Source organism: Flavobacterium gawalongense (genome assembly GCF_007097265.1).
In the GTDB taxonomy this organism is placed as follows: Bacteria; Bacteroidota; Bacteroidia; order Flavobacteriales; family Flavobacteriaceae; genus Flavobacterium; species Flavobacterium gawalongense.
Genome location: NZ_VJZP01000025.1, coordinates 18,533 through 41,633, shown reverse-complemented (window position 1 = coordinate 41,633; position 23,101 = coordinate 18,533). Strand labels below are relative to the sequence as shown.

Sequence of the window (23,101 nt, the reverse complement as noted above, 5' to 3'; positions counted from 1 at the left end):
GTTACTATAAAGTAAATAATTTTTGAAGCTATTTCTACTATATCAATACAGGCAAACTGCTTTTAAAATTGAAATTTCAAAATAATGCCATAAAAAAACCTAACAAAAATAGAATAAATGTTAGGTTTTAGAACGTGTATTTTTATTTTTTTATTTTCTTACAAAAGGAGGAAGCAACTTACTGGAAACTTCACCAAAACCAATGCGAACCTGTCCGTTTTGACAAAATCCCTTCATGATTACGGTGTCGTTATCATTTATAAATTTGCGTTCTGTTCCGTCATTAAGTTTGATAGGATTTTTTCCACCCCAAGTCAATTCCAGCATCGAACCAAAACTATCTTCAGTTGGACCAGAAATAGTTCCTGAACCCATCATGTCACCAGAATTTACGCGACAGCCATTAGACGTATGATGCGCTAATTGCTGGCTCATCGTCCAATACATGTATTTGAAATTCGAATGAGAAACGAGAGTTGCTTCAGTGTTTTCAGGTTGAATCGCTACTTCTAAATTAATATCGAACGAATGTTTTCCTTTTTGTTGTAAATAAGGAAGTGGAGTTGGTTCTTGTTTTGGGCCTTTAGTTCTGAAAGGTTCCAAAGCATCCATAGTCACAATCCATGGCGAAATTGAAGTCGCAAAGTTCTTAGCCAAGAATGGTCCTAGTGGCACATATTCCCATTTTTGAATATCGCGGGCGCTCCAGTCATTCAATAAAACCATTCCAAAAATATAATCTTCAGCTTCAGTTACAGGAATGTTTTCTCCCATTATATTGACATCGGTTGTAATAAAAGCGGTTTCCAATTCAAAATCTACTGAACGGGAAGGACCAAAAACAGGTGTGGTTTCGCCATTTGGTAAGGTTTGTCCCATTGGTCTGTGTACTGGAATTCCTGATGGAACAATAGTAGAGCTTCTTCCATGGTAGCCTACAGGAATATGAAGCCAGTTGGGTAATAATGCGTTTTCAGGATCGCGGAACATTTTTCCGACATTAGTAGCATGCTCTTTACTAGAATAAAAGTCTGTATAATCACCAATCAGCACCGGTAATTGCATTTCTACGTCTTCCATTTTAAAAATGACAATATCTCTTTCTTTTACATTATCGCGTAATTTTGGATTTTTTTCGTCAAAAATTTCGGCGATACGATTTCGAACCAAACGCCACGTTTTCTGACCATCAGAAATAAAATCATTCAAAGTATCTTGCATGAACATATCATCCGTCAGCTCAATACCTTCAAAATAATTTAATTGTTGTAAAGCTCCCAAATCGATAGAGAAATCACCAATACGAGTTCCTACAGTTACTATGTTTTCTTTGGTAAGAAAAACACCAAAAGGAATGTTTTGAATGGGGAAATCACTATTGGTAGCTACTTCTAACCATGATTTTCTGTTAGTATTGTTGGCAGTTATAGGCATATCGATGTTAATTATTTTGTTGAAAATTACTCATCAAATATATTATAATCTAACTATTAACCAAACGTTTTTTTGTATTTTTGCATCAAATTAACCAAAATCAAAGAAATGCAACGCGACGAACAAATTTTTGACCTTATTCTAGAAGAACAAGAAAGACAAATACATGGATTAGAACTTATCGCTTCGGAAAACTTCGTAAGTGACGAAGTAATGGAAGCAGCTGGTTCTGTTTTAACCAATAAATATGCAGAAGGATATCCTGGCAAAAGATACTACGGCGGTTGCGAAGTAGTTGATGTTATTGAGCAAATTGCTATTGACAGAGCCAAAGAATTATTTGGTGCAGCTTACGCAAATGTACAGCCACACTCTGGTTCACAAGCGAATACAGCAGTTTATCATGCTTGTATCAAACCGGGAGATAAAATTTTAGGTTTTGATTTGTCTCATGGTGGACATTTAACTCACGGTTCTCCGGTAAACTTTTCAGGACGTTTATATACGCCTTCTTTCTATGGTGTAGATAAGGAAACTGGAAGATTAGATTACGATAAAATCCAAGAAATAGCAACAAAAGAACAACCAAAATTAATCATCGCAGGAGCTTCGGCTTATTCTCGTGATATGGATTTTGAGCGTTTCAGAGTAATTGCTGATAGTGTTGGTGCTATTTTATTGGCTGATATTTCTCATCCTGCAGGTCTTATTGCAAAAGGTTTGATGAATGACCCATTGCCTCATTGTCATATTGTAACTACTACAACGCATAAAACATTACGTGGTCCTCGTGGAGGTTTAATTTTAATGGGTAAAGATTTCGAAAATCCATTTGGTTTAACTACACCAAAAGGAGAAATCAGAATGATGTCTTCTTTATTGGATTTAGCTGTTTTTCCTGGAAATCAAGGTGGTCCATTGATGCATATTATTGCTGCAAAAGCTGTAGCATTTGGAGAAGCATTAAATGATGAATTTTTTACATATGCTTTACAATTACAAAAAAATGCTAACGCAATGGCGGACGCTTTTGTAAAAAGAGGATATGAAATCATTTCTGGAGGAACAGACAATCACATGATGTTGATTGATTTAAGAAACAAAAATATTTCTGGAAAAGATGCTGAAAATGCATTGGTAAAAGCAGAAATTACGGTAAATAAAAACATGGTTCCATTTGATGATAAATCACCATTTGTAACTTCAGGAATTCGTGTAGGGACTGCAGCTATTACCACTCGTGGTCTGGTTGAAGAAGATATGGAAACCATTGTAGCTTTAATTGATAGAGTATTGATGGACCACACTAACGAAGATGTTATCGAAGAAGTGGCTGCTGAAGTAAACGGAATGATGAGCGAAAGAGCTATTTTCGTATATTAATTTTTTTAGTTTAAAGTTTAAAGGTTTAAAGTTTAAAGTTTTGTGTTCCGAAAATGTATCACAAAATTTTTAACTTTAAACTTTTTTCTTTTTTAACGGAACTTTAAACGGTAAACTATTTTCAACTTTAAACAATTTTGTAATGTCTGTACTAAGATTAAAATTACCAACCGATCCAAGATGGGTGAATATTGTAGAAAAAAACATTGAAGAGATTTTAACGGATCATGCTTGGTGCGAACAAAAAGCAGCTACAAATGCCATTACAATTATCACAAACAACTCGGAACACCAGGATTTAGTGAAGGATTTATTGGCTTTGGCTAAAGAAGAAATCGACCATTTCGAACAAGTACACAACATCATCATTAAGCGTGGCTTGAAGTTGGGTCGCGAACGAAAAGATGATTATGTGAACGAATTGTATTTGTACATGAAAAAAAGTGGTGATGGAAGCAGAGTTTCAGGTTTAGTGGAACGGTTATTGTTTTCAGCAATGATAGAGGCTAGAAGTTGTGAACGATTCAAAGTGCTTTCAGAAAATATCAAGGATGAAGAATTATCCATTTTTTATAGAGATTTGATGGAAAGTGAAGCGGGACATTACACGACTTTTATAACCTATGCGCGAAAATATGGAGTAGGAATTGATGTTGAAAAACGTTGGAGAGAATGGTTGGAATTTGAAGATGCTGTGATTGCTAATTATGGTAAAAATGAAACGATTCACGGATAAATTCAATATTTGTAAGTTTGTTCCGTTACTATAAATAAATACTCTTACAAGTTTAAGGAGTCTATTAGCCAGTTTCTTATATTTAATTTATTTAGAGAAACCAATGTTTTTGTATTTAAATTAAATTATTTGTTACCGTTTTGTAATTTTTTAATTTATATTTAGGATTTTAAATTTAACTATAATAATTAATAACTGAAATGAAGCTCAATTTTAATTATGATGGAAATATAGCTTGTAGAGCAATATTGCAAGATCAATTAGAAAAACTAGATATTAAATATCAACTTTTAGATTTAGGACAAATTGAAATCAGTGACGATGTTTCAGAAGAGAGTTTTGCGGAACTAGAAATTAGTTTAAAAAAGTATGCTATTCATATTATAGATAATCCAAAAGGGCAATTAATTCAAAAAATTAAAGACGCCATAATTGAAATAGTCTATGAAAAAGAGAAATTTCCTAACATAACGATTTCTCAATATCTATCGGATAAATTGAACTTTAGATATGGATACATTACGAATGTTTTTTCAGAATATACACATACATCAATTGAGAATTTTATTATTATTCAAAAGATTGAAAGAGCAAAAAAATTAATAATTGAAGAGGAACTGACTTTGACCGAAATTTCTCACGAACTAAATTATAGTAGTGTAGCTTATTTATCAACTCAATTTAAAAAAGTGACAGGATTAACCCCTTCAATGTTTAAAAGAATAGTTGATAAAAGAAGACAATTATCAAATAATGAATAAATAAAATTGCAAAAAAGCCTCAATATTTTATGATTACACATCAAGATTCAATGCATATTCTTTTAGCTGACGATGACGAAGATGATCGCACTTTTTTTAGTGAAGCTATACAAGAGCTTAAAATGAATAATAAGTTGACTCTATTTAAAGATGGCAATGAGCTAATGGATTATTTAGTGCATCCTGATATTAAGTTGCCTCATGTTTTATTTCTTGATTTGAATATGCCTGGAAAAACCGGAATAGAGTGTCTAAAGCAAATCAGAGCGAATACTCGTTTTAAAGATGTTTCGATTGCCATATATTCTACTTCTTCCTCAGAAAAAGATATTGAAGATACTTTTATTGAAGGGGCCAATATTTACATTACAAAACCCAATGATTTTTCTTCGTTGAAAAAAGTAATTCAGGAAGTTGTAAATATGAATTGGCAATTTCATTCCTCAGGATTAAATATTGAAACTTTTTTCTTTAGCACATAATAGATAATAAATGAAAATTTTAGGATTATATAAAAATTCTCAAATATTTAAAATTGCTTTAGCTATAGCAATTGTTGTTGTTTGTTATATAGCATCTGTATTTTATTCTCAAATGCAAAAACTCGATTCTACTGTTGAATTAATTGCAAACTCTAATGAAACACAACTTGAATTAGAAAAGCTTTTATCAGTAATTAGTATTTATGAAACGAGTTTACGGAGTTATATTATTACAAAAGATGAAGCTTATATAAAAAATCGATTTTTAAGCAGAGGTAAAATTGAGCAAAATATAAAAAATTTAAAAAAACTTACATCAAATGATTTTACAAGAAGTCAGCATATTGACCGGCTTAAAAAACTGATTGATTATAGATTTAAATTATTTAGACAAACATTAATTATTGCGAAAAGTAAAAATGTAAATCGATTAGAATTAAATTCTAAGTTACTGGAAAGTAGCGATGTTACTGAAATGATGAAATCCTTTGTCAGTAAAATAATATTTTCTGAAAGTGCAAAAGCAAAGATTCAAAATAACAATCATCAATTTGAATTACAGGATTCAATAACAACTGCCTTTTTATTGGTGATTCTTTCACTTGTAATTTTGTTCCTGTCTTTCAATAAAATGAATGTGGATATTGAAGAACTCAAAAAAGCAAATGACAAATTAAAATTGCTTAATGAGTCTTATAATACTGCTGAAATGACTGCAGGTTTTGGACATTGGATGTTAAATCTAGAAACGAGTACGTATACTTTTTCAGATAATTTATTCCGTCTGATGGGAGTTGAACCTAATGCATTCGAACCCAACATAGAAAATACAATTAAATATATTCATCCGGATGATTTGGACTATGTAACGAAAGTGCATAAAGATTCGTTGTTAAATCACCAATCTACTTCCATGACGTTTAGATTTTTAACGCCAAAAGGGGAGGTTAGATATATTATGGGTGTTGGAAGTTTTACCAAAGATGGAAATGGCGATTTAATCAAAATAGGGGTGAATTATGATATTACAAATCAATACAAGAAGACACTTGAACTAGAAAATAATAACAAAGAACTTAAGTATATTAATACGGAACTTGAAGCTTTTAATAATATTGTAAGTCATGATTTGCAAGAACCGCTTCGGAAAATCCAAATGTTTATTTCCAGATTAGAGGAAAAAGAATTGGATTTACTTTCACAACAAGGAAAAGATTATTTTTCAAAAATTCGTGTAGCGGCCAACAGGATGCAGACTTTATTAATAGACTTAGTTAATTATTCCAGAACAATAAAAGGCGATAAGGTTTTTGTAGAAACAGATTTAAAAATGGTCTTAGACGAAATACTTCAAGATTTATCCTCTAATATCGAAGAGAAAAAAGCAGCCATTGAAATTGGGAAATTGCCAACAATCAAAGTAATACCTTTCCAGATTAAGCAGTTGTTTATAAATTTAATCTCCAATTCACTTAAATACAGTAAAGAAGATATAGTTTCTCAAATCAAAATTACTTCCAAAAAAATTACAGAAAAAGAAATGCGGGATTATAAAATAATCAATAAGGAGGATTATTATAAAATTGTCATCACAGATAACGGAATTGGTTTCAAACAGGAATATGCCGAAAAAATATTTCTTTTGTTCAAACGTTTGGAAACAGATCCTAAATACTCAGGAACTGGACTTGGTCTGGCTATTTGTAATAGAATTGTAGAGAACCACAAAGGTTTCATAAAAGTAAAAGGGGAACCTGGAGTAGGGGCTAAATTCTATGTTTTTATTCCTAAAGGGGATTTGCTTTAATTTCAATAAATAAATTACAATGATTACAATAAAAGAAGCTTCAATAGCTGACTTAAATACAATTCAAGATGTTGCCAATAAAACTTGGCCGACAACATATGGTGAAATTTTGTCAAAAGAACAATTAGACTATATGATGGATTTGATTTATTCAGATGAATCTTTAATAAAACAAATTCAAAAGCAAGAGCAATTGTTTTATATTGCTTATGAGGAAACTTCAGTTTTAGCATTTATAGCAATCGAGCACAATTATAAGAGTGAAGCGGTAACCCGAATTCATAAAATTTATATTTTGCCAGAAGCACAAGGAAAAGGAATTGGTAAATTATTAATTGATGCGGTACAAAAATTAGCCAACGAAAATAATTCGACATCACTTTCCTTAAACGTAAATCGTTTTAATAAAGCACTAGCTTTCTATCAAAAATTAGGTTTTGAAATCATTGCCGAAGAAAATATTGAGATTGGTAACGGGTACTTGATGGAAGATTACAAAATGGAAAAAAAGCTATAATTATTGCACTATAATATCATGTTTGTAAAGCAATCCTTTTAATCCTTCTAAAGCAAAGACTGCTTTTTTTAATTTTGTTGTCTTCGGGTCAATGGTATAATTGTAGCTTGTTTTGAAATTTGCTTTATTAGCAATTGCTTTTGCAAATTCAGAACGGTATAAGTCACAATTTTCAAAAATGACTTCGGTTAAATCAGTACTCATAAAATCCACTGCAATTATACTACAATTGGTAAACGATGTTCCTTTGATTTTTAAAGTATAAAATTTGGAGAAATCCAAAATACAATCAGTAAAAGCAATTTCGAAAATTAATTTGTCGCACATGGTAAAATTGACTTCCTTGATTTCGCAACGATTAAAAATTACGGTTCTGAAAGCTACATAATTTATTTTTGCTTTGCTAAAAGTGCAATCGTTGAAGGTACAGTCAATAAAGGTAACCGCCAGAAATATACATTGAGAGAAATTACAATTGGTAAAAGTACAACACTCAAATTCCTTAAAATTGACTTCTTCTTCGTTATAAATGATGTTATTGTATTCAATATCTAGAAAATAGTCTGGCATTTACGGGTTTTAAATTCAGGTTTAAGGCAGTGAAACTTCGCAACAAAGAAACAAAGAAACAAAATTCTATAGCTATAAAATTCAGAAATGAGAATATTTTTTTTAGAATTTTAAACTCTATCGAAATCTCCTTTCCAATGATTAATCGCTTTTTTAATTGCGGGTCCGGAGAGATTTTCATTCAAAGTTTTTTCCGTAAGAGCTGGAAGTTCTTCATCTGAGGCAAACCGTAAGGCAAATAATTGGTTGTCATTTAACTTGTTTTCAAAATCTTCTAATCTTTTTCCTGTAATAGAAAAATAGCGGTACCGAAGTTCTAAACGTACAATTCGGTTTTGCAAAGTCAATGCATAATGCTGTCGTAATATAAAGGCCAAATAAAACAGAACGACAAAAATAACACTGATAAAAGTCCAAATCAATTTGTCTTCAGCTGTAAAAATAAAATACACACTGAAGGCTAGAAATGTCATTATAATTGGGTAATAAACAAAATGATGAGGAGGATAATACCGAATATGATTTTTATAGGATTGTGTTTGCATGATTTTCTTTTAAAGTTTTTTAAAGATAGTCAAAACAACTTTTAATTAAAATTTTGAAAAACACCTTCACTAATTATTTAACTTCCAACTGAAATAAATTTCATAAATTTCATAAATTTATTAAAAATTAAGACTATGATACCAACAAAAGGATATGCAGTACAAGATGCTAAGACCGACTTAGCACCTTGGAACTTCGAAAGAAGAGAAGTCGGGCCAAATGATGTTCAGTTTGATATCCAATTTTGTGGCGTTTGTCATAGCGACCTTCACCAAATCAAAGATGATTGGGGCGGGTCGATTTACCCAATGGTTCCGGGACATGAGATTGTAGGTAAGGTTATAAAAGTAGGAAGTCATGTCAAAAAGTTCAAAATAGGCGATTTTGCGGGAACGGGTTGTTTGGTAGATTCTTGCCGAACTTGTGAAAACTGTCAGGAAGGTTTGGAACAATTTTGCCTAAACGGATTCACTGCCACTTATAATGGTATAGAACAAGATAAAAAAACGCCAACATATGGAGGCTATTCCAATACTATTGTTGTACATGAAGATTTTGTGTTGCATGTTTCCGATAAATTGGATTTAGCTGCAGTAGCACCATTATTATGTGCGGGAATTACAACTTATTCGCCAATGAAACACTGGAAAATAGGAAAAGGACATAAACTAGCTGTTTTAGGTCTTGGTGGTTTGGGTCATATGGCGGTTAAATTTGGTGTTGCTTTTGGTGCCGAAGTAACAGTGTTAAGTACATCTCCTAAAAAAGAAGCAGATGCCATAAAATTAGGTGCTCATAAATTTGTTGTCACAAATGATGCCGAACAGCTAAAAAGTGTTGCTGGTAATTTCAATTTTATTTTGGATACAGTCTCGGCTCCACATGATCTTAATTTATATTTATCATTATTAAAAACTGACGGAGTCCACATTTGTGTAGGAGTTCCCCCAACACCTTATGAAGTGCATGCTTTTAGCTTAATTGGAGGAAGAAAAAGCCTCGTTGGTTCTTTGATAGGAGGATTACCAGAAACCCAAGAAATGCTGGATTACTGTGCTGAACATGGAATTGTTTCCGAAATAGAAATGATTCACATCAAAAATATTCATAACGCTTATGATCGAATGATAAAAGGGGATGTGCGGTACCGCTTTGTGATTGATATGGCAACATTGTAAAATATATGAAGAGTAAAGTTTTATGAATGTCACTAAAATCGATATCCATAAAAACACCATCTAAAAAGTAATTTTCAGATGGTGTTTTTATTTTGAGTCTTCCGTAAAACCTTTCTGGTAGTGATATGAATCAAGACTCATATTCAGAATTTAAAAACAACGGGTTTTCAAAATCGCCTATAAAAAAACATAGGAAATAGTAATTCCGCCATAAAAATTTTTAGGATTTCCTGGGTAATAATACCTCGGAGGTACGCTTCCAAAACCAACGGCATTGGGTAAAATACTAGCAGCATAATGACTGTTTGTTGCATTATTAATTCCAGTACTCAGTTCTGTTTTTAGAAATTTTTGTATTTTAAAAGTATAAGCTGCTTTAATATCCAGCAGTCTATAGCCATCACTATATTTTGAATTTTGATCGTTCATTGGAATTTTACCTACATTTCTAAAGGAAGTATTCAAACTAAAACCACTTTTTGTACTCAAATCCACGCCCAAATTCCATTGCACGTTAGGAACGCCTGTTAGTCTGTTACCAGAATAATCTGCATTTCCATCTACAAAATCCTTGAATTTAAAATTGTTAATGGTTCCTGAAAAATAGGAGGTAACTTGCCATTTGGAAGTTTTTAAAAGCATATAGTTTACAGAAAATTCAATTCCAACATGTGAACTCTCTCCCGCATTAATTCCCACATACTGGTCTTCAGCTGTGCGTCTGGCAACTAATAAGTTTGTAATTTGTGTGCTGTAAAGTGCGATTTCAGTATATAATGTATTGCCCAGCCAATTCCCTTTGAATCCCAATTCATAATTCCATCCCAGCTCTGGTTTTAAACTGGTATTGATTCGTCCTTCGGAAGTCAATGTTTCGGCAACTGAAGGTACTGAGAATCCTTTACTGATTGCGGAATAGATGGTTGCACTTTCAGCTACTTTATAAGAAAGTCCGATTCTTGGCGACCAAACATTTCCAAAAGTATAAGGAGGTTCTTGGTTTACAGTATTGTGTTGAAAAACATCTTCTAAAGAATATTTGGTTGTATTCAATGCCAGACCGCTTTCTAAAAATAGCTCTTTCGAAAGTTGAAGTTCTATTTGTAAAAAATAATTGATGTAATTCCGTTTCTGTTTTATGGTACTGAATTCTGCTCCCGTAATGCTTCCTTGGCCGGGTTGAGACAAATATAAATTTTTGAAAAGAGAAAAATCATATTTTTCAGATAAAAATTCTGCTCCAAGGCTTGCTTCAAATGGCAGGGAAAATAAACTGGTTTTGTAATTTATCGTAGATCGAAATCCTAATGAGCTTGTTTTTTCTTCTAAAATATCAAAAGGTCTGTCTTCATTTGCCTTTCTGAAATTGGCGAAAATACTCGTTTTTGCAGACCATTTCTCAGAAAATTGATGGTTGTACCCAATTCCCATGAGGAATTTATCAGAGGACTCATTTCCTTTGGCCGCAGCCCAAGTAGCCGCAGCCTTTTCGGGATGATTTGTAAAATCATTTTCATTCAAAGAACTTGGGATAAAAGCTTTTAAACGGGTAAAAATCCCTAAATAAGACAAACTCCCTTTTGCAGTTATTTTTTGCTTCCCATGTACGTTAAATGATTTTCGGTCATAGGTACTATTGACTCTAAAGCCTTCACTTTGTAAATGCGTATAACTGGAAAACAGATTTGATTTGGCATTGCTATAGCCCGCTGAAAGACTTTGTTTTACCAATCCAAAACTACCGTATGTGGTTACCGATTTTCCAAAGGATTCCCGAAAAGGAGTTTTTCGTGCAAACAAATGAATCACGCCTCCCAATCCAGAACCAAAACTAGTGGAGTTAGGGCCTTTAGTTATTTCGATACTTGCTATGGATTCCAAATCAATATCTTCAATTACTGTTTCGCCTTCGCCACTGGTTAATGGAATATCTTCGAAATAGGCTTTTATTTTATTGGTTCCATATTGTGATCGAGCTCCAATACCCCGAATCGTAATTCTATTGGTGTTCAAAGATCCTTGTTGCATATAAACTCCCGGAATTTTATTTAAAACGGAGGTGAGTATCACGCCATCACTTTTGTTGAGGTCTTTTCTCCCAATAAATGATACAGCTGCCGCAGTATTTTGAATCGAAGTCTTAATAGGTGATGCCTGAAGAATAATTTCAGAAAGTGCTGTGGTGTCTTTTTGTACCTGACCAAAAATAGGAGTAGTACAAATAAATAATAACAAAAAAGAAATAAGGTAAGAAGTGTTTTTGTCCAATGCTGGTAAATTTATAAGAAATAAAAATTTTATAAATTTACTATTTACTTTTAAATTAATGAAAGATAAATAGGATAATGGACTAAAATAAAAAACGCAATTATCAAATAGTATGATAATTGCGTTTGCTTTTTTGACCTTGACGGGACAATTTTCGAACCTTTTTTTAGCTGGTTTCAGTTTTTGCGTCATCTCTGTACAAGTAGGTTATATCTGGCAAGTAAGGGCAAGTTGAAAAGTGCCTCATCTGTCACACATCCCTCAGAGGGCAATTCTTACGGACTGAGCGCACTTGAATAGTATATCACTCTGGGTTTTTGCCTGAGGTTTCATCCATCTTCTTCGGGGTATTTTCATCTTTATAGAGAATAAAACAGCAACAATAACGTTTTTAAAAACAAAACTATATTATGGGCTTATTTGATTTTATGATAGTGGAAATAGCTATGGATTTAGGGACAGCTAATACTTTAATAATTTATGACGGAAAAATAGTAGTGGATAGTCCTTCTATGGTGGCCAGGGATATTAGAAATGGGAAAATTATTGCTGTAGGTAAAGAGGCCAGTTTAATGCAAGGTAAGACACACGAGAATATTAAAATAATCCGGCCGCTAAAAGACGGGGTTATTGCAGATTTTGATGCCTCAGAGAAAATGATCAGCTGGTTCATAAAAAATATACCCGAATTAAAGAAAAATTTTTTCACTCCCGCACTGCGAATGGTTGTATGTATTCCCAGTGGGATTACCGAGGTGGAAATGAGAGCCGTAAAGGAGTCCTGCGAACGGGTAAACGGGAAAGAAGTGTATTTAATTCATGAGCCTATGGCTGCTGCTATTGGAATGGGTTTAGATGTGATGGAGCCCAAGGGAATTATCATCGTTGATATTGGAGGAGGGACTACGGAAATTGCAGTTATTGCCCTTGGAGGAATAGTTTGTGACAAATCTATAAAAATTGCTGGTGATGTTTTTACCAATGATATATTGTTTTATATGAGAACGCAGCATAATTTGTATATTGGAGATGCTTCTGCTGAGAGAATAAAAATTGATGTTGGTGCAGCAATGGAAGAGCTTGAGGAGGCTCCTGATGGCATAACGGTTCGTGGAAGGGATTTGCTTACCGGGAAACCTAAGGAGATCAGGGTTACCTTTAGGGAAATTGCAAGAGCTTTGGATAAATCAATACAGAGAATTGAAGACGCTATTATGGTAACGCTTTCATTGACACCACCAGAACTGGCTGCTGACATTTATAATACGGGTTTGTATCTCGCAGGGGGAGGGGCAATGCTGCGCGGTCTTGATAAAAGGATTTCGCAGAAGACGGATTTGCCAGTCTATATTGCGGAAGATCCTTTAAAAGCCGTGGTTAGAGGTACTGGTACTGTCTTGAAAAATATACCTAAATATAAAAGTGTACTGATAAAATAAGTTCGTTATTGCATCCGTACAATTGAGCTTTTGCACCTGATCCAATAAAAGTTTGTTGAATATTCTGAAAAAGACATAAAAAAATCCCATTTCGCTAGAAATGGGATTTTAGTTTTGTGACCCTGAGATATAATTTTCAAACCATTTTCTCCAAGATTTAAAGAAATTAGTATGTTTTTAATTAAAGCTTGTAAGATAAGTTTTTAAAATTTTAAAAAAATGGGTTGATGTCCTGTTGAGGTTAAAATGTTAAAAAATTGCAAATTTTTAGTAAGTTTAAATTTTTTCAGTTCAAAATGAAGAAGAACATTTTCTAGAATAAAATCCCTGTTGAAAGGTGATTTGATAAGTAAGTGGTCACAAAAAGGTAAAAATCTGTTTTTTTGTCGATTGTACAGGAAAAGCATTTTTACCATTTTGCATATCCAGCTTTTCATTGATTAGCAGAGAATCTTCCATTGAAATTGCTTTATCTGTATGAACCCTTTTATAAGAAATTCCGAGTTGGTGTAAGGTGGCATAAACGATTTTTTGTAATTCCGTTTTAAATTCAGACGGAGTCGTGTTTTTTATTTCGCTTATATAGAACATAATTATTTTGCTTTTTTATTTTTAATAGTTTGTAATTGTTTCCGAATCTGCTTCTCAAGTAAATTGAAGATAAGCCCAGCCATTACAAACAAAGAGGCGAAGATTTTCCATGAAGGCAAGTCTTCACCTAAAAATAATGCCGAACTCAAAAAACCAACGACAGGAATCAGGAGTGTAAAAGGAACAACGATTGATGTAGAATAGGAGTTAAGAAGAAACCCCCAAGTGCCGTAGCCAATGTGTGTGGAGAAATAAACGATATAAATAATGGCTCCAATGGTTGCCCAAGACACATTTTGCAATGAACTCAAAATCAGAACTGGCCTTTCAACAAGTAGTGAGAGAGCAACCATAAATGGAAAGGCTGCAAGATTCCCCCAAACCACAAGGGAAAGTGGCGATTGGGCGTCTACTTTTTTTGTAAACATATTCCCTGCTGACCACGAAAATGCTGCAAGTAAAGTGAATATGAGGCCAATGAATGAAGTGCCGCCGCTAACGTGTGCCGCAACAATGCCAATGCCAACAATCGATATCAATGAGCCACCAATTTTCCAGGGACTTGGTCGTTCTTGAAAGAATAAAAATGCAAGACCCATCGAAAAGAAGATCTGAACCTGGAGAACAAGTGAAGATAAACCTGGTGACAAACCGAGATGAATTCCGCTGAAGAGAAATCCAAACTGCATTGCGAAAGTAAAGACGCCATAGCCGATTATCAACTTTAGCGGAGCTTTAGGTCTAGGAAGAATAAAAACCCAGGGAAAGGCCGCAAGTCCAAAGCGGACAGCACATAACAGAAAAGGAGGAAACCCTTTCAGCCCAACATATATAGCAATAAAGTTCATGCCCCAAATAAAAACAGTTAGTAGGGTTAAAAGGAGATGTTTTGAACTTAAATTAACTGAGTTCCCCATAGTTTTATTAAAATGTAGATGAATTAAGAAGTGTTTTTTTGTAATTGTGTTTGCTCTTAGCAATAATTGTTGCTTAAATCAATTCTTGTTCCTGACTTTTGCAACCAATTGTTTAAGTCTGGCTGTTAGCTGTTCGGCATATTTATTCCCTTAGCAAATTCATAGGTAATAAAAGATTTACCGTTTGGCAGCGTGTTTTCTTCCGTACCAATCAATTTAAATCCAAACTTTAATCCGTTGTTTTGCAATTCTACTCTGTCCACAATTCTAAAAATATCCTTTACGGATTTAATTGTTTCAATTCCTGTTTGGCTAACAGAACCAGCCCCATTATTGGATTGTATTGTTATTATTAGGTTAGCGGATTTATCAGCATTATTTTCAATAAATCCAAAAGCTCTTTCGATGTCAACATATTCAAAAATCAAAGCTGCCCAAATTAAGTCAGCCTTTATGAATGATTTATTTGAAGTGCCAATGTCTACATTTACAAGTTCCAATTGTTTAATTTTCTTGCCAAACCTCTTTTGGGTTTCTTCGAGATAGGATTGGTTTATATCTATACCGCAAATTCTTTTCACGTTGTTTACATCAATATGCTCTAATCCATTACCTCCACTTATGCCTAAAAACAAAATGTTTGCAGGATTATGCTTTTGCAGATATTTATTGGTTAGAGAATTTAGTAACTGTGATTGAGCAACATCTTTATGCTGCATATGTTGCTCGTAATCATCTAATGGGATATTGTTCCAAGGATTTGTCTTTTCCATAATTGTACTTTTTTATTACACTTGCTTATTTGGTTGTTCTATAAATAGTCCTGTCGGATTGGACTGAATACATCAACGACTTCGCCTGCTTCAATAATTTCAATAGCATGTTCTACATCGGCAGGAATGGAATAGGTGTCGCCCTCTGATAACAAATATTCTTCTCCTCCAAATTTCAATCTGTATTTGCCTGAAATAACGTAGCCACTTTGTTCGTTCGGGTGTTTGTGAAACGGAACATTGTCGGTTGGTTTATACAACATTTTGGCTACCATGGTATCTTTACCAATGGAAAGCACTACGAAATCAACGCCCAAAAACTGTCTTGGAACTCCGTTTTCTTTTTTTACTACGTTTTTCATACTCTTTAAATTTTATTGTTTAGTATAGTGTTTTTTTTAATTATACCTACTCTTAGAATAGAAGTAAATGTTGCTTAAATCAACTCTTGTGTCTGACTTTTACAACCAACTGTTTAAGTCTGTCTGTCTTGATTTTAGATAAAAACATAGCGGCTAATATCAATGTACCGCCCAAAAAAGTATGAATAGTCACCTTTTCATTAATCAGAAATACGGCTGCCATTGTAGCAAATATAGGTTCGGTGAGATATGCCAATGCTACTTTCTCCTCTTCTATAAAACGTTGCCCATAGCTTTGTACGGCATACATATAAACTGTACCCAAAAGTGAGGTAAAAATTAGGCCTTTCCAAAAACCATATTCCTGAGGAAACCAATTCACTCCTGGAGTTGACAATCCTCCAAGCAGACTCCCGATAGTACATACCACCATAATTATGGTTACCCGTGCCATCGGAGAGGGTTCATGGGCGTACTTTCCTATCTGAAGTACGTAAAAAGCCAACGCCATTGCACAAGCAACGGTCCATAAATCTCCTATATTTAGTTTCAGTCCGTTCTTTAACGTAATAATATATAGACCAGTCATAGCTACTACACAAGATATCCAAACAATGGGTTTTACTTTTTTCTTATAGAAAATCATTTTGAAAATCGGGATCAAAAGAACAACCATTCCGGTAATAAAGGCTGAATTTGAAACCGTTGTGTATTTAAGTCCAATGGTTTGGAAGAGTATGCTCAAGAATAGAGGAATACCGCATAAGGACGCTGTTTTTATAGCTGTGTTGGTAACCTTAGGAATTTGTTTATGGAAAATAAGAGATAAAACCATAGTTGCAATCAAAAATCTGTAAAACAGAAAAACAAACGGAGAATACCCTGTCACGGCACTCTTAACGAAAACAAATGCAACACCCATAAATGCCATCCCCAAGATCAGAAGGGTAAAAAATATATTTTTATACATAACTATAATTTGTTATTTAAGTTTCATTACTTCAATTAAAATACAAAGTTCTGAACTAAACATATTTAAATACAGATATAGTTTTGATTTTTTTTACGGATACAGATTTACAAAGCCTGCTTAACGATTTTACCTAATCGCTTTAAATCGACTTCCAACTTATCATCCCATTTCAACGCAAAATTTAATCGCATACAGTTATTGAACTGGTTATGCTGTGTAAACAGTCTTCCAGGAGCAAAGCTTATTTTTTGTTTTATAGCAATATCATATAATTCAGTTGTGTCAATTCTTTCATCTAATTCCAGCCATAGAAAAAAGCCTCCCTGTGGTTGCGATATCTTTGTGTTTTCTGGAAAATAATCTTCAATAGCTCGTTGATACTTTAGGCAATTAGTATGTAAGGTTTGTCGCAATCCTCTCAAATGATGGTCGTATCTCCCATGTTCCATAAAATCAGCTATTACCTCTTGAAATAAGGAGGGCATAGCTACCGTTTGAACCAATTTTTGCCAAATAATTTCATCCTTGAATTTTCCTGGAGCAATCCAGCCAACCCGATATCCCGGGGCTAATGTTTTAGACACACCACCACACCACATTACTATTCCGGCATCGTCAAATGCCTTACATGGTTTTGGGCTTTTATCACCAAAATAAAGGTTTCCAAATAAATCATCTTCTATCAATGGGATATTATGGAAAGTAAGCATTTCTACTAGAAGTTTTTTATTTTCATCAGGCATCAAGCTACCCAAAGGATTACTGAAGTTAGTGATGAGACAAACGGCATTTATTTTGTGGATATTCTTCTTTAAAGCATCTATATCTACTCCTGTTACGGGATGTGTAGGCAGTTCAATTACATTTAACCCCATAGATTTAGCCAGTTGTAATATTCCAAAATATACTGGACTTTCGGTAGCTATGGTATCTCCTGCTTTTGTTACAGCGTTCAGGCAATAAAAAATAGCATTCATAGTACCCAAAGTGGTTACAATATCATCTTCTGTCAATTTACCTTCTAATTCCAAGGACCATTTGGCAATATTTCTTCTAAGGTTGATGCTACCCTGTGCAGGCTCGAATGCAGTACCGCTTCCTTCGAGGTTTCGCATTGCTCTGATAATTCCTTTGTTTAATTTGGCGATTGGCAACAGACTTTTATCGGGAACACCTAAAGAAAACTGCCTGATGTCTTTATTACGAAGTGCATCAAATACTTTATGGGTTAAATCTTCTGGTGTGTTTTGTTTTTCTGATAATTTAGGTTCACTAACCGATGGAAGGGCAAACTTTCTTTGGGAAGTTTTACTAACATAGTAACCAGATTTTGGTCGGGATTCTATAAGGGATTTACTTTCCAGTTCTAAGAATGCCTGCTTTGCCGTATTTAGACTTACATTGTAAATCTTCTGTATTGAACGGATTGATGGTAGTTTATCTCCGATTCTCAAAGTTTCGGATAAAATCTGCACCTCGATTATTTTTGCAATTTTCAGATATAAAACTTCTTTTGTCATTTTGAAATGATTTTCTGTACCCTGCAAATTTACAAAAAAATAATCTGTATCAGTAAAAGTTATAGTTTGTTAGCATATTCGATCTGGTTTTTATTTAAAAATCGCATTGGACAACAAAATCAGTCAAATTTATAATCTAAAACTGGTTAAATACTACGGAAAAGGCATAAAAAAAGTGCTAAATCTTTCGATTTAACACTTTTTTAAAGTGACCTTGACTGGATTCAAACCAGTAACCTCTTGAGCCGTAATCAAGTGCGCTATTCAGTTGCGCCACAAGGCCATTGTTTAACTAATTATGCGCTTGTTAAGCGTCTTAGCGGGTGCAAATATAGGGATAATTGTGTAATTTGCAAGTCTAAATTTATAAAAAAATAAAAAAATATGCCACTTAAGAATTACATACGTGATATTCAGGGTTTTCCAAAAGAAGGAATTTTGTTTAAAGACATTACTCCTTTATTAATTGATCCAAAAGCAAGGAATAAATGCCTTGAAATATTGGTTTCAACACTTAAAGATAAAAAAATAGACAAGGTGATAGGAGTGGAGAGTCGAGGGTTTTTCTTTGGGATACTTATCGCACAAGAATTGAATGTTGGTTTCATTCCCGTTAGAAAAGCAAAAAAACTGCCCTATAAAACCATTTCAGCGACCTATGATTTAGAATATGGAACGGATACTTTAGAAATTCATATCGATGCGATTCAAAAAGGAGATAGGATTCTAATTCACGATGATGTTTTGGCAACCGGAGGAACGGCTAAAGCGGTATGCGAATTGGTGGAAAGATTGGGTGGTGAAATTGTACAATGTAATTTCTTGATGGAATTGACTTTCCTAAATGGAAGAGCAAAAATTAAAGGAAACGAGATTTTTGCTGCAATAACATACTAATCTAAAGCACGGGTTGTTACATAATATCTATAGCCGATAATTGCCATTTGCCACTTTTTGGCTTTAGCCAAATCCAATCTCTGTTTGGTGAAACTGGGCATAATAATTTTATTAATTTTGGCCAAGATTTTAAATATAGGTAATTTTTTTTCAAAGATATAAAAAAAGACGGTCCTGATAGAGACCGTCTTTGTAATGGTTTTTAGGAAATATAAAATTAATCATTACGTTTTTCCATAGCATCTCTATACTTTTCCATAGCATCTTCGTATTTGGCCATTTCTTTTTTAAATATTTTTTCGCGTTTAGCCATTACTTCTTCCACTTCTTTTTCATAAGCAGTCATGTCTGGCTCGAAAGATTCCATCTTTTTTTCGAATTCTTTCATTTTTTTCTCAAATTCAGCCATTGCTTTTTTATCTTTTACATTTGATGGATGAGCTGGGGGAGCAGGTAGTTTTGACATATCAGGAATCGGAGGCACTGGCATTGGTCCTTCAGGAAATTTTGGAGGAGTTGGAGGAGTTGGAATATCCTTATGATTGAACGTTTGCGCATTGGTTTTAGTAACTATTTTAATTGTTTTTTCTCTTTTATCAACATCCATTTTGTCAATTGTATTTTGATCTAAAAGAGCTAATTCATTTTTAGTCACTTTTTCGCCATTGATATAAATATCATTTTCGTCAAGCATTTTGCCGTGCTTATTTGTAATTATTCGGATTTCTTGTTTGTTACTTTTTTTAATTACATCCATGCTTTCAATTTCATCAGGATCTAATTTATCCATATCATTTTGACTCCCTTTAGCACCATTAATGAATATTTCTTTCATTGTCATTGGCTCGTCAGGAGAAACGATACCGATTTTAGTATTCATTCCGTTATTCATTTTATCCTCTGCTGCGAAATCTATTGCTAATATTCCTTTTGCATTTTTTGAAACCACAATTCCAAAGGTTTTTATAGCTTCGTTTCCTTGTGTTTTCATAATTTCTGAGATTTCTTTCCCTTTTTTTAATTCAACTGTTATAGCAATTAATTCATCGTCTGAGTTTCTTTTTACTTTAGAGAAAGTAGCTGTGATGCCATAATTATTTTTTATAATCGACGCTTTTTTATCTAATTCTTTATCTGTAGTGTTTTTATTAATTTTGTAAACATCGACAGTATTAGGATCTGTTTTTTTGTTTTCAATTTCTTGAATTTCGGCAATTTTCTCTTGCGCAATGGTTTTAATTTGAAATAAAAACACAAATGCCACTAATGCAGGAAGCACTAAAGCATACTTCCAGGAATTCCTTTTTTTTGATTGATTTTTGTTTAACATAACGATTCGTTTTTTGATTAATGATTGATAAAAATGATTGGTGATGGCAACACAATTTTTGTGTGTTGTTATTTTTAAAAGCGTGATTTGATAGGCTTTTTTGTCGGATATTTTCTTTGAGGCTTCGTTATCTGCAATGAATTCAAGGTTTTGTAAAATTGCTTTTTTATACCACCAAATGAATGGATTGAACCAAAATACAATACAAAACAATCTCGAAATCAATACATCAACGGTATGATTTTGTTCGCTGTGTACTTTTTCATGTTCCAAAATATTTTCTAATTCGGAAGGAGTGTATAAAGCCGAATTGTAAACGATGGTATTGAAATAGGAAAATGGCGCTACGTTTTCTATAACATCTATAAATTTAAAATCGGCTTGTTGCTGAATGGATTTTCCTTTTAGAACAACATTCAAACTATAAAAATCAAAGGCAAATTTGGCCAGTAAAAGCAGCACTCCAAGCCCGTAAGCAAGTGCCGTAAGCATTGGTAAATAATCTTCGAATGTTTTTTCCTCCGTATAATTCGTAACAGGAATAGAAGGCCAATTAATAGGAGTTGTAGTTGGTTCTACCCAAATTATTTTTGTGATAAAAACAAATGGTAAAACGACGGAAGCAATTAATCCAGCCAATAAAAACCGACGATTACTTGTAAAAAAGGTTTCTTTTCGAAGCATGAAATAATAGGCTAAATAAAACATTCCAATGAGTCCACTTGATTTAATAAGATAAATGAATACTGTTTCCATAGTTCTATTTTTTATTTTATTTCAGAGTTATTATTTTCAAGGTTGTCATGAACACTAATTTTTTAAGGAGAATTATTTTTCTTCTTTAGGGTTTTCAATCATGGCAAGAATTTCACGTAATTCGGCAGCAGAAATTTTCTCTTCTTTGGCAAAAAAGGAAACCATATTTTTATACGAACTATTAAAATAATTATCGATTGCCGTGTTCATAAAACGCTTTCTATAGTCTTCTAAACTTACGATAGGGTAGTATTGATGGGTGTTCCCAAAGGCATTGTGAGAAACAAACCCTTTCTCTTCCAGATTGCGCACAATAGTGGAAAGCGTGTTGTAATGAGGTTGCTCTTCAGTGATTTCAGCCATGACTTCTTTTACAAAAGCTTTTTTGAGCTTCCATAAAATGTGCATGATTTCTTCTTCTTTGTTGGTTAACTTTTGCATAGTTATTTTATTTGAATCAAACGTACAACTATATTTTTAGTTACACAACTATAAATATAGTTATTTAACTAAAAATTAAGTTTAAAAGTAAAAAAAGGTATTCACATTAGAAGAAAAAAATGGAAATGGGAGTGATAAGTCGGGTTAACTATTTGTTTTCTAATTGAAGTAATTTTTGCAACCAAATGCAACCTCCCACGGAAAGAATTCCTAAAGTACCCATGATAAACCAATTGGTTTGATAACCAAAATAGGCAATGATTTCAAGTCCGGTTTTTGAACTCGCAATATGTGCTAAGCTGAAACTCATCGTAAACAAAGCCATGTAGCGGCCTTCATGTCCTCTTGGCGCCCTACTTAAGGCAAATGAATTCGAAAATGGGAAGATGAACATTTCACCAAAAGTGATAAAAATGATACTGATAATTAATATTCCAGCCCAAGTGTTAAGCAATAAAACATAAAAACTAATAGACATAAGCAGGGAACCCCAAAGGATAATTTTGAGTTTATTAATATTTTTTCTTTGACTGATACTCACGATAGGCATTTCTAGAAAGAAAATTAGTAATCCGTTCAGGGATAATAAAAGTCCGCTTTGAAATTCGGTAAGCCCAAATTTCTCATTGTGATACAATGGTAAAGTGGTAAAAAGTTGAAAGAAAAGCATCGCAGTTATAAAACAAATAAACAGAAAAATCCAAAATATTTTGTCTTTAAAAACAGAAGCAGGTATTTCGGTTTCACTATTTACTGCATCCAAATCAGCGGGTTTTTTACGTTCTTTTACCAATAATGTAAAAATTAAAATAGAAACGATGCAAGAACTCCCATCTATCCAAAAAAGCCCACCGTAACCTAAATTCATGATGATTAAACCTCCCAAAGCAGGTCCTGCGGTAAAACCTAAGTTAACCGCGAGTCGAACTAAAGTTAATGCTCTGGTGCGATTTTCAGGTTTGGCGTAGGTGCCAAGGGAAACAAACATTGCTGGACGAAACATATCGGCAACTGTCATTATGAAAAACATTCCAAAACACAATCCCCAAAAAGTCCTTATATATTGTACAAAAAACAGTAAGATCCCACTGGTAAATAAACTGAAAACCATGATTTTATAAAACCCAATTTTATCAGATAATTTGCCACCCAGCCAGGAACCCAACATGGATCCAAAACCAAAAGCGACCATAATCCATCCTACTTGTGCATAGGAAAACTGTAAATCTTCTTTCAAATATTTAGATAAAAAGGGCAAAACCATCGTCCCGGCGCGATTGATAAAAGTTATCAAGGTGAGAATCCATACTTCTCTTGTGAATCCTTTAAAATTATTAAGGTAGCGTTGGAAAGCGGTTTGGATCATCTATAAAGTTCTAATTTTGTAAAGGTAGAAAACTTTGTAGCGATACGTCTTTGT

At 33.5% G+C, this 23,101-nt stretch carries 23 protein-coding genes and 1 tRNA gene; 9 read left to right on the top strand and 15 right to left on the bottom strand.

Annotation, left to right across the window (positions count from 1 at the left end):
• Positions 1 to 150: 150 nt before the first annotated feature.
• Positions 151 to 1,434 (bottom strand): fumarylacetoacetase, encoded by a 1,284-nt coding sequence (fahA, locus tag FNW38_RS12885; protein ID WP_143388233.1) that lies wholly within the window; start codon positions 1,432 to 1,434, stop codon positions 151 to 153.
• Positions 1,435 to 1,542: 108 nt separating this feature from the next.
• On the opposite strand from fahA, the gene glyA reads away from it, so the two are divergent.
• The 6 genes from glyA (at position 1,543) to FNW38_RS12855 (ending at position 7,120) form a co-directional block, all read left to right on the top strand.
• Complete coding sequence (gene glyA / locus FNW38_RS12880) at positions 1,543 to 2,817, top strand: serine hydroxymethyltransferase (RefSeq protein ID WP_143388232.1); 1,275 nt, start codon at positions 1,543 to 1,545, stop codon at positions 2,815 to 2,817.
• Positions 2,818 to 2,959: 142 nt separating this feature from the next.
• The gene (gene miaE / locus FNW38_RS12875; protein ID WP_143388231.1) at positions 2,960 to 3,553 is read left to right on the top strand and encodes a tRNA-(ms[2]io[6]A)-hydroxylase; all 594 of its coding nucleotides are present in this window, start codon (positions 2,960 to 2,962) and stop codon (positions 3,551 to 3,553) included.
• 200 nt (positions 3,554 to 3,753) lie between these two features.
• The gene (locus FNW38_RS12870; protein ID WP_143388230.1) at positions 3,754 to 4,314 is read left to right on the top strand and encodes a helix-turn-helix domain-containing protein; all 561 of its coding nucleotides are present in this window, start codon (positions 3,754 to 3,756) and stop codon (positions 4,312 to 4,314) included.
• Between the two features lie 29 nt (positions 4,315 to 4,343).
• Positions 4,344 to 4,796 carry a response regulator gene (locus FNW38_RS12865; protein WP_235890198.1) on the top strand — a complete coding sequence of 151 codons (453 nt, stop codon included), beginning with the start codon at positions 4,344 to 4,346 and terminating at the stop codon, positions 4,794 to 4,796.
• Positions 4,797 to 4,806: 10 nt separating this feature from the next.
• Positions 4,807 to 6,603, top strand: coding sequence for an ATP-binding protein (locus FNW38_RS12860; protein ID WP_143388229.1), 1,797 nt, complete (start codon positions 4,807 to 4,809; stop codon positions 6,601 to 6,603).
• 19 nt (positions 6,604 to 6,622) lie between these two features.
• On the top strand, positions 6,623 to 7,120 hold the full coding sequence (locus FNW38_RS12855; RefSeq protein WP_143388228.1) for a GNAT family N-acetyltransferase: 498 nt from the start codon (positions 6,623 to 6,625) through the stop codon (positions 7,118 to 7,120).
• On the opposite strand, the gene FNW38_RS12850 is transcribed toward FNW38_RS12855, so the two are convergent.
• Both FNW38_RS12850 and FNW38_RS12845 read right to left on the bottom strand, forming a co-directional pair.
• Positions 7,121 to 7,690 (bottom strand): pentapeptide repeat-containing protein, encoded by a 570-nt coding sequence (locus FNW38_RS12850; protein ID WP_143388227.1) that lies wholly within the window; start codon positions 7,688 to 7,690, stop codon positions 7,121 to 7,123.
• Between the two features lie 110 nt (positions 7,691 to 7,800).
• Positions 7,801 to 8,235 (bottom strand): DUF6526 family protein, encoded by a 435-nt coding sequence (locus tag FNW38_RS12845; RefSeq protein ID WP_143388226.1) that lies wholly within the window; start codon positions 8,233 to 8,235, stop codon positions 7,801 to 7,803.
• A 135-nt stretch (positions 8,236 to 8,370) separates the two neighbouring features.
• Here FNW38_RS12845 and FNW38_RS12840 point away from each other — a divergent pair, with 135 nt between their 5' ends.
• Positions 8,371 to 9,414, top strand: coding sequence for an NAD(P)-dependent alcohol dehydrogenase (locus FNW38_RS12840; RefSeq protein ID WP_143388225.1), 1,044 nt, complete (start codon positions 8,371 to 8,373; stop codon positions 9,412 to 9,414).
• Between the two features lie 177 nt (positions 9,415 to 9,591).
• Here the strand turns inward: FNW38_RS12840 and FNW38_RS12835 are convergent, their stop codons facing one another.
• Complete coding sequence (locus FNW38_RS12835; RefSeq protein ID WP_235890197.1) at positions 9,592 to 11,682, bottom strand: TonB-dependent receptor family protein; 2,091 nt, start codon at positions 11,680 to 11,682, stop codon at positions 9,592 to 9,594.
• A 410-nt stretch (positions 11,683 to 12,092) separates the two neighbouring features.
• Here FNW38_RS12835 and FNW38_RS12830 point away from each other — a divergent pair, with 410 nt between their 5' ends.
• Entirely contained in the window at positions 12,093 to 13,121 is a 1,029-nt protein-coding gene (locus FNW38_RS12830; protein WP_143388223.1) for a rod shape-determining protein, read from the top strand.
• 357 nt (positions 13,122 to 13,478) lie between these two features.
• Here the strand turns inward: FNW38_RS12830 and FNW38_RS12825 are convergent, their stop codons facing one another.
• The 7 genes from FNW38_RS12825 to FNW38_RS12795 form a co-directional block, all read right to left on the bottom strand.
• Entirely contained in the window at positions 13,479 to 13,712 is a 234-nt protein-coding gene (locus tag FNW38_RS12825; RefSeq protein WP_143388222.1) for a YbaK/EbsC family protein, read from the bottom strand.
• A 2-nt stretch (positions 13,713 to 13,714) separates the two neighbouring features.
• Complete coding sequence (locus FNW38_RS12820; protein ID WP_143388221.1) at positions 13,715 to 14,629, bottom strand: EamA family transporter; 915 nt, start codon at positions 14,627 to 14,629, stop codon at positions 13,715 to 13,717.
• A 125-nt stretch (positions 14,630 to 14,754) separates the two neighbouring features.
• Positions 14,755 to 15,402, bottom strand: coding sequence for a class I SAM-dependent methyltransferase (locus FNW38_RS12815; RefSeq protein WP_143388220.1), 648 nt, complete (start codon positions 15,400 to 15,402; stop codon positions 14,755 to 14,757).
• A 38-nt stretch (positions 15,403 to 15,440) separates the two neighbouring features.
• Positions 15,441 to 15,764, bottom strand: a complete 324-nt coding sequence (locus FNW38_RS12810) for a cupin domain-containing protein (protein ID WP_143388219.1) — start codon at positions 15,762 to 15,764, stop codon at positions 15,441 to 15,443.
• Between the two features lie 79 nt (positions 15,765 to 15,843).
• Positions 15,844 to 16,734: a DMT family transporter gene (locus FNW38_RS12805; RefSeq protein ID WP_143388218.1), complete on the bottom strand. Its 891-nt coding sequence runs from the start codon at positions 16,732 to 16,734 to the stop codon at positions 15,844 to 15,846.
• A gap of 107 nt (positions 16,735 to 16,841) precedes the next feature.
• Positions 16,842 to 18,257 carry an aminotransferase-like domain-containing protein gene (locus FNW38_RS12800; protein ID WP_143388217.1) on the bottom strand — a complete coding sequence of 472 codons (1,416 nt, stop codon included), beginning with the start codon at positions 18,255 to 18,257 and terminating at the stop codon, positions 16,842 to 16,844.
• 209 nt (positions 18,258 to 18,466) lie between these two features.
• A tRNA-Arg gene (locus FNW38_RS12795) sits at positions 18,467 to 18,540 on the bottom strand.
• 101 nt (positions 18,541 to 18,641) lie between these two features.
• Here FNW38_RS12795 and FNW38_RS12790 point away from each other — a divergent pair.
• Positions 18,642 to 19,154 (top strand): adenine phosphoribosyltransferase, encoded by a 513-nt coding sequence (locus tag FNW38_RS12790; protein WP_143388216.1) that lies wholly within the window; start codon positions 18,642 to 18,644, stop codon positions 19,152 to 19,154.
• On the opposite strand, the gene FNW38_RS17785 is transcribed toward FNW38_RS12790, so the two are convergent.
• The 4 genes from FNW38_RS17785 to FNW38_RS12770 all read right to left on the bottom strand — a co-directional run bounded on the left by FNW38_RS17785 (position 19,151) and on the right by FNW38_RS12770 (position 23,047).
• On the bottom strand, positions 19,151 to 19,291 hold the full coding sequence (locus tag FNW38_RS17785; protein WP_143388251.1) for an SsrA-binding protein: 141 nt from the start codon (positions 19,289 to 19,291) through the stop codon (positions 19,151 to 19,153). The two genes, FNW38_RS12790 and FNW38_RS17785, sit on opposite strands and share 4 nt — an antisense overlap.
• 80 nt (positions 19,292 to 19,371) lie before the next feature.
• A complete protein-coding gene (locus FNW38_RS12780) occupies positions 19,372 to 21,240 on the bottom strand; it encodes a M56 family metallopeptidase (protein ID WP_143388215.1) in 1,869 nt (622 codons plus the stop codon).
• A 72-nt stretch (positions 21,241 to 21,312) separates the two neighbouring features.
• A complete protein-coding gene (locus FNW38_RS12775; RefSeq protein WP_143388214.1) occupies positions 21,313 to 21,681 on the bottom strand; it encodes a BlaI/MecI/CopY family transcriptional regulator in 369 nt (122 codons plus the stop codon).
• A 148-nt stretch (positions 21,682 to 21,829) separates the two neighbouring features.
• Complete coding sequence (locus FNW38_RS12770; protein ID WP_143388213.1) at positions 21,830 to 23,047, bottom strand: MFS transporter; 1,218 nt, start codon at positions 23,045 to 23,047, stop codon at positions 21,830 to 21,832.
• Positions 23,048 to 23,101: the final 54 nt, after the last annotated feature.

Bases quoted from the DNA above. Each gene is read 5' to 3' on its own strand.
- fahA (WP_143388233.1), bottom strand. From the start codon at position 1,434: ATGCCTATAACTGCCAACAATACTAACAGAAAATCATGGTTAGAAGTA.
- glyA (WP_143388232.1), top strand. From the start codon at position 1,543: ATGCAACGCGACGAACAAATTTTTGACCTTATTCTAGAAGAACAAGAA.
- miaE (WP_143388231.1), top strand. From the start codon at position 2,960: ATGTCTGTACTAAGATTAAAATTACCAACCGATCCAAGATGGGTGAAT.
- FNW38_RS12870 (WP_143388230.1), top strand. From the start codon at position 3,754: ATGAAGCTCAATTTTAATTATGATGGAAATATAGCTTGTAGAGCAATA.
- FNW38_RS12865 (WP_235890198.1), top strand. From the start codon at position 4,344: ATGATTACACATCAAGATTCAATGCATATTCTTTTAGCTGACGATGAC.
- FNW38_RS12860 (WP_143388229.1), top strand. From the start codon at position 4,807: ATGAAAATTTTAGGATTATATAAAAATTCTCAAATATTTAAAATTGCT.
- FNW38_RS12855 (WP_143388228.1), top strand. From the start codon at position 6,623: ATGATTACAATAAAAGAAGCTTCAATAGCTGACTTAAATACAATTCAA.
- FNW38_RS12850 (WP_143388227.1), bottom strand. From the start codon at position 7,690: ATGCCAGACTATTTTCTAGATATTGAATACAATAACATCATTTATAAC.
- FNW38_RS12845 (WP_143388226.1), bottom strand. From the start codon at position 8,235: ATGCAAACACAATCCTATAAAAATCATATTCGGTATTATCCTCCTCAT.
- FNW38_RS12840 (WP_143388225.1), top strand. From the start codon at position 8,371: ATGATACCAACAAAAGGATATGCAGTACAAGATGCTAAGACCGACTTA.
- FNW38_RS12830 (WP_143388223.1), top strand. From the start codon at position 12,093: ATGGGCTTATTTGATTTTATGATAGTGGAAATAGCTATGGATTTAGGG.
- FNW38_RS12825 (WP_143388222.1), bottom strand. From the start codon at position 13,712: ATGTTCTATATAAGCGAAATAAAAAACACGACTCCGTCTGAATTTAAA.
- FNW38_RS12820 (WP_143388221.1), bottom strand. From the start codon at position 14,629: ATGGGGAACTCAGTTAATTTAAGTTCAAAACATCTCCTTTTAACCCTA.
- FNW38_RS12815 (WP_143388220.1), bottom strand. From the start codon at position 15,402: ATGGAAAAGACAAATCCTTGGAACAATATCCCATTAGATGATTACGAG.
- FNW38_RS12810 (WP_143388219.1), bottom strand. From the start codon at position 15,764: ATGAAAAACGTAGTAAAAAAAGAAAACGGAGTTCCAAGACAGTTTTTG.
- FNW38_RS12805 (WP_143388218.1), bottom strand. From the start codon at position 16,734: ATGTATAAAAATATATTTTTTACCCTTCTGATCTTGGGGATGGCATTT.
- FNW38_RS12800 (WP_143388217.1), bottom strand. From the start codon at position 18,257: ATGACAAAAGAAGTTTTATATCTGAAAATTGCAAAAATAATCGAGGTG.
- FNW38_RS12790 (WP_143388216.1), top strand. From the start codon at position 18,642: ATGCCACTTAAGAATTACATACGTGATATTCAGGGTTTTCCAAAAGAA.
- FNW38_RS12780 (WP_143388215.1), bottom strand. From the start codon at position 21,240: ATGGAAACAGTATTCATTTATCTTATTAAATCAAGTGGACTCATTGGA.
- FNW38_RS12775 (WP_143388214.1), bottom strand. From the start codon at position 21,681: ATGCAAAAGTTAACCAACAAAGAAGAAGAAATCATGCACATTTTATGG.
- FNW38_RS12770 (WP_143388213.1), bottom strand. From the start codon at position 23,047: ATGATCCAAACCGCTTTCCAACGCTACCTTAATAATTTTAAAGGATTC.